Origin of the sequence: Nostoc sp. (assembly GCF_036919555.1) — a bacterium.
Taxonomy (GTDB): Bacteria; Cyanobacteriota; Cyanobacteriia; order Cyanobacteriales; family Nostocaceae; genus Nostoc.
On sequence record NZ_JBALCS010000082.1, the window covers coordinates 1 to 11,621 of the forward strand.

An 11,621-nucleotide genomic window follows, 5' to 3' on the forward strand; every position below is an offset into this window, starting at 1 on the left:
AAAATGCTCTAAATTGGTTTAATCATTGTGGTCTGTTTTTTGAGCCTATTAGATAGCTTTTTTTGTGGTGAATTTGATCGCAAACTGCTGTAAGTGGACTTCAGCTATGAGACTCGGAATTCATTCCGAGGGGGGATAGAAACGCAGTACGAGAATTAATAAAGATATGACTGCGGCAAGACTTGTGTGTACACTGTGGGCTTGCGGGGAACTCGGGGCCCCCTCTGGGGATTAGGGGCAGGGAGACAAAGCATAGCTTTGGCGGGGTGGGGTTGTTCAAAGCTGTTCAATTAGCTGAATAATTTGTTGGTAATACTGAATATTCCCTTCTTGGTAATACAAGTCTGCGGATTTCTGGAAATCTACAATTGCTCTTTGAGAGTCTTCCAGATTTTGGTAGACATCTGCCCGAAGGATGTAAGCTGAAGCCCAATTAGGCTGACGCAGTAAGGCTTGGTTTAAGTCTGCAAGCGCTCCTTGTAAATCTTTTAATAAAGAACGACTACGACCCCGATTGTACCAGTCTTCAGTAAAGCTGGGGTCGATCGCGATCGCTCGACTGTAATCTTCTATTGCTCCTTGATAATCTTCTAGGGCATAGCGAGCATTGGCGCGATCGCTGTAAAATGCAGCAGATTGAGGATTTATTTGCAAAGCTTGGGTATAATCTGCGATCGCACTTTCATATTCTTCTAAAGCATAGCGGGTAGAACCTCGGTTATAATATGCTTCAATTAAATTGGGATTAATTTCTAATGCTTGGTTATAATCTGCGATTGCTCCGTGTTCATCTCCTAAAAGACGACGAGCATTTCCGCGATTGCAGTACGCTTGCGAAAAATCAGGAACAAGTTCTATTGCTTGGGTGTTATCATCAATTGCTCCCTGTAAATCTTGCAGAGCTTCGCGGGCAATACCCCGACCATAATAAGCTGCGGCTAAGTTATCATTAATTTGTAATGCCCGATCGTAATCTTTAATTGCTCCTTTATGATCTCCTAAAGAACGACGAGCCGCCGCCCGATCGCAATATCCTTCAGCTAAATTAGGATTGAGTTGTAATAGGCGATTGCTATCTTCAATTGCACCTTGATAATCTCCCAGTCGGCGAAGGGCATTCGCCCGAAAGGCGTATACTAAAGCTAAAGTCGGATTTTCTTTTAACGCTTGGTCATAATCTGCGATCGCACCCTGATAATCTTCAAGAGTACTACGAACAAGACCCCGCTCACAATAAGCTTGCACATCATCAGGATTCAGCTTTAATGCTTGGTTAAAGTCTTCAATTGCTCCTTGATAGTTTTTGAGGTGAGCAAGAACAAGACCCCGATTGTAGTATGCTCCGGCAAAGCTGGGGTTAATTTCTAGGGCGCGGTTGTAAGAAGCGATCGCACTTTGATAATCTGCTAAAGCGTAGTGGGCATTACCTCGGTTATGATGAGCCTCCGCTAAGTTGGGATCTAATTGTAATGCTCGGTCGTGGTCAGCGATCGCTTCGTGATAATTTCCTAAGATATGATAAATATTACCCCGATTGCTATAAGCTGCGGCAAAATGGGGATGCCATTGTAGAGCTTGTTGTAAATCTGCGATCGCTCCTTGATGATCACCGCTCTCAAAACGAGCTACACCCCGATTATGATAAGCATTGGCGATATCAATATTGATATTATCAGCTAATTGGGTACTCATTTCTATTGTTTGGATATAATTTGCGATCGCTTTGTCGTATTTTGCTAAAGCAAAGTAAGCATTACCCCGGCTGTGGTAAGATTGGGCGAGATTTGGATCGATTTGTAATGTTTGGTTATGATCAGCGATCGCTCCTTGATAATCGCCTAAAAAGTAACGTGCATTACCTCGGTTGCAGTAGGCTAAAGCAAAATTGGGATTAATTTCTATAGCGCGATTAAAATCTGCGATCGCACTACGATAATCTTTGAGTTGATCAATTAGAATAATCCCTCGATTATGATAAGCTTCAGTATAGGCAGAATTTAGGTTGATTGCTTGGGTGTAAGCTGCGATCGCACCTTGATAATCCCCTTGCAAACTGTGGTTTAATCCTTGGTTTAAGAAGTCTTCAGCATTCATATAATTTTTTTGGATTTAGACATTCCCTAGCTTTCAGGCAACGGGATTCTTAACGATATCTTTTGAAAATAGTTCCAGCTACTATTGTGCCTCTTGCTAAGATTTTAATTCCTGATTTTCTCTTAGCCCAGATCAGTGCGACGTATTTCAGGCGACTTAAATAGCAGCAAGCACCGCAAATAAGAACGGTGGGTGTCTGACTCGCCGTTTTTTACTGGTGTTACTATAGTAGCGGATAACACATTTAGCTAAGTGCTATGACTGCTGCTATCAATACAGACAAAGAGTATCAAAATAGTTTAAAACACTTTACTAGCCTAAAGTCCAAGTACCAAGCAACTAAATATAACGATTCATCACCCGCAAGCCTGTTGTATCTCATCTTGCGAAAAGTTGATTTAGGAATTGAGCTAACTGAATTAGAATTCTCTTGGTTAAGAGAGCAAGAACTTTTTGAAACAGTTGAAATCGTTTGCCAACAGCAGCAATATAAGTTAGAAGAACTTAGAAAACTAGAAAATGAGTTTTCCCATCTCAAATCTCAGTATCAAGTCCCTAAATCTTCGGGAGCTTTCAAAAATATTTCTATTATTCTTTATCCAATTCTTTGGAAGTTTCACTGAGGGAATCCACTAACGAATTCAGAGATTGAATGGCTAAAAAATAATGGGCTTGGTGGGACAGTTGCTCTTGTTCGTAAGGTAGAATTGGAGAGGCATTTTTTTGCTTTGAAGGTAAAGTACCAAGGTACTAAATATCAAGGTTCATCAATTAATAGTCCACTATATAAAATTCTAACTAAACTGGAAAGCAAACAAAGAATAAGCGTCCCTAAATTAGAATGGTTACTCAAACAAGATATATTTGAAACAGCAGAAATTTTTCAGCAACAAGAGTCAGAAAAATATGCTCAATTTGCTGAATTAAAAGAGAAATACCAGGTAATCCAGCATTCATACTTATCATTGTCCAGCCCACTATATCCAATACTACAAAATATTGACGCAAAAAATAATTTGAGTGATTCAGAAATTAGCTGGCTGGAACAACAAGGACTTAGCGAAACAATTGCCATTGCTCAAGAATTGGGACAAACACGAGAATTTGCTGCATTGAAAGTTAAGTATAAAGCAACTGAGTATCAGGATTCAACACCTAAGAGTCACTTGTATAAAATTATCAGAAGGCTTGAGTTGTCCAATCACTTAGGTGAACAGGCATTAAAACTTACTAACTTAGACTTAAGCCAAATCAGACAAAGAAATCTTAAGTCAGCAATTTTAGTTACGAGAGGTGCAGCATTCAGAGATATAGACAACTTAGCTGATGCAGAAAATTGTGCGAAAAAAGCTATGGAGTATCACCTTGATAGTTATCAACCTTATACCTTAATGGGTACTATATGTTATGACAGAGGTGACTATCTAAAAGGAGATTATTGGTTTCAACAAGCCATTCAACGTGGGGCTGAAACTGAAGATATAGATGCTGAAATCAAACGAGTAATTAGGAGTACAAAAGATGAGAATAAACGACATGAAGCAGCAGAATATTTACTTAAAAAAGATTTACAACGCTACTCTTGGGCTAAGTCTTATCTCAAAAAGTCGTAAGATAATGGTAAATAAACTGGCTTGCATCACCAAACTACCAATATGACCAGATTTATTCATGACCAATTTGCCAAAGACTACCTCGAACAATTACTCACTCCTTACGGCGAAGTCCAAGTACCTAGACGAGTCGCAGGAGAAGTTAGACAAATTGACGTTTATTTCATCCCCAAACCACAACCAAGTAACATACCAGAAACACTGGGATTATTGAGTCAACTTGTCACTACCCCTTCTCTATTTGAACCCTTTCGTAACGCTGCATCCGCTACAGAAATTTGCGATTGTCTCTTAAAATTATTAGAGGTACGTGGCGATTTACAACGACAAGCAAATCGAAATAAAACTTGCATTCTAGAATCTGATTTACCAAAATTATGGATTCTTACCTCCACAGCATCAGCGTAACTATTATCAGGATTTGGTGCTAACCCAAAAGATGACTACTTACCTAGAATACACTTCATGCCAGAATATTTGCGTACGGCGATAGTAGCAATTCATCAGTTACCATCTATCTCAGAAACCTTATGGCTGAGAATCATCGGTAGAGGGAACGTTCAAAAGCAAGCAATTGACGAACTAGAAGCACTTACTCCTGATAATCCTTTCTGAAAAGCAGCGTTAGAATTGCTGTACAACTTGCAACAAAACTTACAAGTAACTCAAAATCAAGACGAGGAAGATAGGGAATTACTTATGCGATTAGCACCACTTTACCAACAAGACCGAGAACAGGCTAAACAACAAGGAATTCAGCAGGGAGAACGCTTAGTGGTGGAAAACTTGCTCAAAGTTCGCTTTGGTGAAATAGATAATGAGCTTCAAGAAATTATTGAACCTTTATTAGCTTTACCACCAGAAGAGTTTACGCCTTTACTATTGCAGTTATCCCGTGAAGAATTAATTAATCGGTTTTGCTAGTTTCAATCACAGATATTTTAATGATTAGGATAAAACTTAAATGAGAAGGTAAAATAGTGAAATTTTCACTTTTTTATTTTCTCCATTTTCTACCTCACGTTACAATGTAAAATCGAAGGCATTAAACAGGATTACAAAAATCAGATTCTAAGTTTTTAACCAGTAAAAATTTTACTTTATAGGTTTGTATAAATGGATTTTCTAACAATTATCGGATTAGCGGCTGCTACACTAACCACAATCTCTTTTTTGCCACAGATGTTTAAAACGTGGCAAACAAAATCAGCAAAAGATGTTTCTTCAGTTACACTGATTATATTCATAATTGGTGTTTTTTTGTGGTTAATTTATGGAATATATTTACAATCCTTACCGATTATTCTTGCGAACGGCGTGACATTTATTTTTAACTTGATTATTCTATGGCTTAAAATTAGATATAGATAACTTGCTTCTAAGAAACACCTGTGACATCATCTGTATTTACCTCTGAACGCCTCCTTTTCACTCCCGCCACCCCAGACACCAACGCTATCCCCATAATCTTCGCCTTTCCCAATGAGTATAGCGTAGGTATCACTAGCCTCGGCTATCAGGTAGTTTGGGCAACCTTGGCAATGCGTGATGATGTGCAGGTGAGTCGCCTGTTTACAGATACTCACGAACAACTCCTCAGAACCCCGAAAATTGTGGGATTTTCGATTTCCTGGGAACTGGATTATGTGAATATTTTAAATTTGCTGGAATCTTTAGAAATTCCCATTCTGGCAACTTCTCGTGATGATTCTCATCCAATAATTTTTGGTGGTGGACCCGTTCTCACAGCTAACCCCGAACCTTTTGCAGCTTTTTTTGATGTAATTTTATTGGGAGATGGCGAAAACCTGCTGGGTAATTTCATTGAAGCTTACAAAGAAGTGAGAAATGCTTCTAGACAAACTCAACTAAAAAGACTTGCACAAATACCAGGAATTTATATTCCCAGTTTATATGAAGTCGAATATCATGCAAAAGATGGTGCAGTAAAGTCAATTAAACCAATTTCTCCAGAAATTCCCGCAGTGGTGCAAAAGCAGACTTATCGGGGAAATACTCTATCGGCTTCGACTGTAGTCACCGAAAAAGCCGCATGGGAAAATATTTACATGGTGGAAGTGGTGAGAAGTTGTCCAGAAATGTGCCGCTTTTGTTTGGCGAGTTATCTCACACTACCTTTTAGAACAGCCAGTCTTGAATATTCATTAATTCCCGCGATCGCAAAAGGGTTAGAAGTTACAAATCGGTTAGGATTATTGGGGGCTTCAGTAACTCAGCACCCAGAATTTGAGACTTTGCTGGATTATATTAGTCAGCCAAAGTATGATGATGTCCGTCTCAGTATTGCCTCAGTGCGAACCAATACCGTAACAGTTCAGCTAGCAGAAACATTGACGAAACGAGACACGCGATCGCTTACCATTGCTATAGAAAGTGGTTCTGAAAAAATCCGCCAAATCATCAACAAAAAGCTGCATAACGATGAAATTATCCAAGCAGCCGTAAATGCCAAAGCTGGGGGATTAAAAAGCTTGAAACTCTACGGAATGGCAGGAATTCCTGGTGAGGAACCAGAGGATTTAGAGCAAACCGTGGCGATGATGCGTAATATTAAAAAAGCTGCACCGGGATTGCGGTTAACATTTGGATGCAGCACCTTTGTACCCAAAGCACACACACCATTTCAATGGTTTGGAGTTAATCGTCAAGCCGAAAAGCGGTTACAGTTTTTGCAAAAACAGCTAAAACCACAGGGCATAGAGTTTCGCCCAGAAAGCTATAATTGGTCAATTATACAGGCTTTGTTATCGAGAGGCGATCGCAGGCTCTCCCAACTCCTGCAACTGACTCGTGACTTTGGCGATTCCTTGGGTAGCTACAAACGTGCTTTCAAACAACTCAAAGGACAAATCCCCGACTTAGATTTCTACGTTCACGCTGAATGGTCAACGGAGCAAATATTACCGTGGAGCCACTTGCAAGGGCCTCTGCCACAGTCTACACTACTAAAGCATTTGGCTGATGCTAAGAGTTATATCAACCCATCCCCAAAACAACTACAGCCAGTACTGGGGACTAGGGACTGGGGGCTAGGGACTGGGGACTAGGAATTAAAAGTTAATATCCAATGCCCATGCCCCATGCCCAATGCCCAATGCCCAATCCCGATAAATTCATAGCTGAAAACTTGATGCAAAACACAGCTGAGTATTACTGCGCCTATTGCGGCGAACCGAACTTAACTTTTATTGATTTGAGTGCTGGAGGACAGCAATCTTACGTTGAAGATTGTCAAGTTTGCTGTAACCCAAATATTTTGTATATACGAGTTGATGAAGATACCCTAGATATCGAGATTGATACCGAATCCGAAAGTTGAATTTTAGGTTTTTCTTTCCATGCTGCACTTTAAACATTCCTCAGTCATTAATGCCTCACCAGAAGTAGTTTGGAAATTTCACGAAAGGCCAGATATTCTGCAACTGCTGAATCCACCTTGGCAGCCAGTCCAAGTGGTTCGTCGTGAAGGGGGGCTGAACGTGGGCGCTATCACCGAATTTCGCCTGTTTTTAGGCCCATTACCGTTGACTTGGTTAGCGCGTCATACTGAATGTGACAAATATCGCCTGTTTACCGATGAACAGATATCTGGCCCCTTTGAGTCTTGGGTACATCGACATGAATTTGAACCGGAAAAAGGCAAAACTAAGCTGACTGATGCTATTTCCTTCTCTATGCCTGGCGGAGGAACAGTTGAATTTGCCAGTGGTTGGTTAGTGCAAGTACAACTAGAAGCGATGTTTCGCTATCGCCACTATGTGACTAAACGGGAGTGCGAGTTAAACATGATCAGAAATATAATTTAATTCTTCAGGAAAATCAACAATGGGACTTTACCCAAGTGATGCAATAGAAAACGCATATAACCATAAAGATCGTAATGCTTTAGAGTTGGAGTTTACTCTTCAATCCAAACTTTGGAACGGTCGTTTAGCTATGGTGGGTTTTGTCGTTTACCTAATTTGGGATCTCAACGGCTATAGCGTAATGCGGGAATTACTCCACTTCATACCTTACTCTTGCCGCTAATTATGTTACCATCCTTTTCGCCAGCTTCGGCTATTTAGGAATGTGGATTAAATAAAATGCAAAACTTCATCCTGTATCTAGCTTCCCTCTCCTTTATAAGGAGAGGGATTGAGGGTGAGGTAAGCCAGAGACATAAATTGTATGTTATTTAATTCTTATCCCTTAGAAAGTACTATAGGTAAAACACTAGTTTTTATAATTACTAAAAACCTCAGTATTATTACTTATATTGTCTAACCTCTCAACCGAAAATGTTTTTTGTTATGGCTAGGATGTGTAATAATAGTTAAAGTATCTTAATATTTATAAACATTTTAAAGTATTGGCACTATCCAATGCGAAACACTGATCACTAAAAGAGTTTTCTGGCTGGTGGTTAGCACTTTTTGTGGTGACTATATTTTAGGAATTTTCACCTGAATACTAGGCGGAGTAAAAGCGTGATTCAATTAGAACAACCACACAGTCATCAACCAAAACTGACCCCAGTAGTGAAAAGTAAATCTCAGTTTAAGGGACTTTTCATTGCTATTGTCATTGTTAGCGCATGGGTTATTAGCCTGAGTTTATTACTTTCCCTTGACATATCCAAGTTAAAATTTTGGATGTTCTTGCCTGTTATACTGTGGCAAACATTTTTATATACGGGATTATTTATTACATCTCATGATGCCATGCATGGGGTAGTGTTTCCCCAGAACACCAAGATTAATCATCTTATTGGGACATTAACCCTATCTCTTTATGGTCTTTTACCATATAAAAAATTATTGAAAAAACATTGGATGCATCACCATAATCCAGCAACTCAAATAGACCCAGATTTCCATAATGGTAAACACAAAAATTTCTTTGCTTGGTATTTTCATTTTATGAAAGCTTACTGGAGTTGGGGACAAATAATTGCCCTAACCATTATTTATAACTTTGCTAAATACATACTCCATATACCCAGTGATAATCTAAATTACTTTTGGGTGCTTCCTTCGCTTTTAAGTTCATTCCAATTATTTTATTTTGGTACTTTCCTCCCTCATAGCGAACCCATAGGAGGTTATATTCAGCCTCATTGTTCCCAAACGATTCCCCGTCCAATTTGGTGGTCATTTATCACCTGCTATCATTTCGGCTACCATGAAGAACATCACGAATATCCTCATATTACTTGGTGGCAGTTACCAGAAATTTACAAAACAAAATAGTTTTTGTTGATCTAATATAGCGGTTCCCAGGTGCATGAAGTACATCAGATCAAAACCTCACCCCCAGCCCCCAATACAGTTGGGTTAAGAATATTTGTAGGTTGCTTCACTGTAGGGGCAGGGCTATTTCCATACGTGTCAACTTAACGTGAAAACCAGTCTATAACTAGCTTTTAGATTGTTTCGTTCCCAGTCTCCGACTGGGAATGCCGTTCTAGAGGCTCCGCCTCTTGAAAAGCGGCAGAGCCGCCAAGAGCAGCATTTCCAGCCTCTGGCTGGAAACGAGGTTTTAAAGGGGTTTGCGCTTAAGTTGACACCAATGGGCTATTTCATTCTCATTTAGCCCGCCTCAGAATAAATTCTGAGTCTAATAGCGAAAGTCGTCTTTAGACGACTGAGAATAGCTAAAGTCCGTTTTAACGGACTTTAGCTATTAGCCCCGAACTTTAGTTCTGGGCGGTTTATGTCTCAATACGGTTCAGTTAAAGTCAAAAACCTTAACCTGCGTAGGTTGGGTTGAGGGACGAAACCCAACCTACACATTTTGATTTTTTAAGCTTAACCGAACCGTATTGCCCCAGCCTCTCTCCGTGAGTTCGGAGAGGTGAGGTTAAACTGTACGTCATTCTTATTAGGAAACGCTATATCATGAAAACAATAGTCACACAGTAATCTATATAGTTTGAGCAAGGCATTCTTTTAGATTATCCTGCTTATGCCAATTAATAACTCTCGTCTTGTCACCTATAGCCCTGCTTATACAATCGTTCCCACTTACGAGTGCTTTAATCGTTGTAGTTATTGCAACTTTCGCAGTGAACCGGGTAAAAGTCCCTGGATGAGTCTTTCAGATGCAAACAGTATTTTAAAAGCACTTCAAAGCGAAAAAGTCTGTGAAATCCTCATACTTAGCGGTGAAGTGCATCCCCATTCGCCAAGGCGTGAAGCGTGGTTTGGACGTATTTATGATTTGTGTGAATTAGCGCTTTCAATGGGGTTTTTACCGCACACAAATGCGGGTCTTCTGAGTTTTGAGGAAATGCAAAATCTCAAGCGTGTAAATGTTTCGATGGGGCTGATGTTGGAACAGTTAACGCCAACATTGTTAAATACTGTACATCGGCACGCACCGAGTAAATTACCAGAAGTCCGTTTACAACAATTGCAATGGGCGGGAGAGTTAAAGATTCCGTTTACAACTGGGTTGCTGTTGGGAATTGGGGAAACTGTAGATGATTGGTGGGAAACATTAACAGCTATATCTGACTTGCATCAACGTTATCGCCACATTCAAGAAGTCATCCTGCAACCTCATAGTCCAGGACATCAGCAAACCTTTGATGCACCACCTTTTGACCCCCATCAGTTACCCGAAGTCATTTTCAGGGCGCGTCAGATTTTACCGCCAGATATTACGATTCAAATTCCGCCCAATTTAGTTAAAGATGACCGATGGTTACTCGCCTGTATCGAAGCTGGTGCGCGAGATTTGGGCGGAATTGGGCCAAAAGATGAAGTGAATCCCGATTATCCTCATGTTCAGGAACAGGCATTAAGAGAAATTTTACAACCTGCGGGGTGGGAATTGGTGCCGCGATCGCCAGTTTATCCCCAATTTGATAGCTGGTTGTCGGGGGAATTGCAAACAGCAGTGAGACAGTGGCGAAAGACTCTAACCCCAACTTCTTTTTAATTCTCTATAATCTCAATTATTATAAGTATCATTGCTATATTTTTTACCTATGGTTAATAGTACTGACTTACTCTCAAATCTCTACAACGCCTTTAACCCGTTTGAACCCTTACCCGCAGGTGATCCAAAATATGTAGATTGTCAGGATGTGCGGGGAGATGCGGATTATATCAGCCAGTAGCAGAGTTTGTTAAAGACAAGCAAGTTGATATTTTATTGATTAAAGGTGTGGAATATTCTTTATACAAGTATGAAAAAAGGAGTTTTGGGGAAATTACAGAAGGACAATTTAGTAATTTAACCAGTGTTCCGCATATTTTAAATCACTTAAACCAGCAGCGAGAACGCTTTCGAGATGATTTTCCCATTCCCTTTGTTTTTCTTTTGCGTTCATTTTCGATCAACTATTTTATTCATCGGGCCCCAGATTTCTTTGATTGGCGTTCTGGAGTATTTGAATTACCAACAATGCCAGAAGTTGTAGAACAAGAATCAAATCGTCTACTGTTGGAAGGAGACTATGAGGAATATCTAAAACTGAGTTATGAACAAAAAATTGGGAAAATTATAGAAATTCAAGACTTACTAACCGAAAAACATCAGCCGGAGAGTCGTAAAGCAAGTTTACTGTTTGAACTGGGAAGGTTGTTAAGTACTGCGAACGAATACGAAGCAGCTCTTACATCCTACGACCAAGCACTGAAATTTAAACCAGATTACCACGAAGCTTGGAACAATCGGGGCATTGCGCTACATGATTTAGAACGTAATGAAGAAGCAATTGCATCCTACGACCAAGCACTGAAATTTAAACCAGATTACCACCTAGCTTGGAACAACCGAGGCTATGCGCTACATGATTTAGAACGCAATAAAGAAGCAATTGCATCCTACGACCAAGCACTGAAATTTAAACCAGATTACCACCTAGCTTGGAACAACCGAGGCTATGCGCTACATGATTTAGAA

11 protein-coding genes and 2 pseudogenes are annotated in these 11,621 nt (G+C 40.0%); 12 read left to right on the forward strand and 1 reads right to left on the reverse strand.

Going from position 1 to position 11,621, the window contains the following annotated elements; translation table 11 throughout:
- Window positions 1-276 precede the first annotated feature (276 nt).
- Window positions 277-2,094 carry a tetratricopeptide repeat protein gene (locus V7K36_RS22555; RefSeq protein ID WP_335119469.1) on the reverse strand — a complete coding sequence of 606 codons (1,818 nt, stop codon included), beginning with the start codon at window positions 2,092-2,094 and terminating at the stop codon, window positions 277-279.
- 257 nt (window positions 2,095-2,351) lie between these two features.
- Here V7K36_RS22555 and V7K36_RS22560 point away from each other — a divergent pair, with 257 nt between their 5' ends.
- The 12 genes and pseudogenes from V7K36_RS22560 to V7K36_RS22615 form a co-directional block, all read left to right on the forward strand.
- Window positions 2,352-2,717: a hypothetical protein gene (locus V7K36_RS22560; protein WP_335119471.1), complete on the forward strand. Its 366-nt coding sequence runs from the start codon at window positions 2,352-2,354 to the stop codon at window positions 2,715-2,717.
- A gap of 105 nt (window positions 2,718-2,822) precedes the next feature.
- Window positions 2,823-3,707 carry a hypothetical protein gene (locus V7K36_RS22565; protein WP_335119473.1) on the forward strand — a complete coding sequence of 295 codons (885 nt, stop codon included), beginning with the start codon at window positions 2,823-2,825 and terminating at the stop codon, window positions 3,705-3,707.
- Between the two features lie 42 nt (window positions 3,708-3,749).
- Window positions 3,750-4,631, forward strand: a pseudogene (locus tag V7K36_RS22570) (hypothetical protein).
- A 249-nt stretch (window positions 4,632-4,880) separates the two neighbouring features.
- The gene (locus tag V7K36_RS22575; protein WP_334939318.1) at window positions 4,881-5,078 is read left to right on the forward strand and encodes a SemiSWEET transporter; all 198 of its coding nucleotides are present in this window, start codon (window positions 4,881-4,883) and stop codon (window positions 5,076-5,078) included.
- Window positions 5,079-5,098: 20 nt separating this feature from the next.
- Complete coding sequence (locus V7K36_RS22580) at window positions 5,099-6,775, forward strand: B12-binding domain-containing radical SAM protein (RefSeq protein ID WP_335119475.1); 1,677 nt, start codon at window positions 5,099-5,101, stop codon at window positions 6,773-6,775.
- An 83-nt stretch (window positions 6,776-6,858) separates the two neighbouring features.
- Window positions 6,859-7,047, forward strand: a complete 189-nt coding sequence (locus V7K36_RS22585; RefSeq protein WP_334823073.1) for a CPXCG motif-containing cysteine-rich protein — start codon at window positions 6,859-6,861, stop codon at window positions 7,045-7,047.
- Window positions 7,048-7,066: 19 nt separating this feature from the next.
- Complete coding sequence (locus V7K36_RS22590; RefSeq protein WP_334823009.1) at window positions 7,067-7,534, forward strand: SRPBCC family protein; 468 nt, start codon at window positions 7,067-7,069, stop codon at window positions 7,532-7,534.
- 19 nt (window positions 7,535-7,553) lie between these two features.
- Window positions 7,554-7,757: a high light inducible protein gene (locus V7K36_RS22595; RefSeq protein WP_335119477.1), complete on the forward strand. Its 204-nt coding sequence runs from the start codon at window positions 7,554-7,556 to the stop codon at window positions 7,755-7,757.
- Between the two features lie 440 nt (window positions 7,758-8,197).
- On the forward strand, window positions 8,198-8,959 hold the full coding sequence (gene crtW, locus V7K36_RS22600) for a beta-carotene ketolase CrtW (RefSeq protein ID WP_335119479.1): 762 nt from the start codon (window positions 8,198-8,200) through the stop codon (window positions 8,957-8,959).
- 715 nt (window positions 8,960-9,674) lie between these two features.
- Window positions 9,675-10,652 (forward strand): 7,8-didemethyl-8-hydroxy-5-deazariboflavin synthase subunit CofG, encoded by a 978-nt coding sequence (cofG, locus tag V7K36_RS22605; protein WP_335119481.1) that lies wholly within the window; start codon window positions 9,675-9,677, stop codon window positions 10,650-10,652.
- Between the two features lie 49 nt (window positions 10,653-10,701).
- Window positions 10,702-10,830 (forward strand): annotated as a pseudogene (locus tag V7K36_RS22610) (ATP-binding protein); the annotation flags it as partial.
- A gap of 50 nt (window positions 10,831-10,880) precedes the next feature.
- Window positions 10,881-11,621 (forward strand): tetratricopeptide repeat protein (locus V7K36_RS22615; RefSeq protein ID WP_335119485.1); only part of this gene is annotated, 741 nt, incomplete at its 3' end.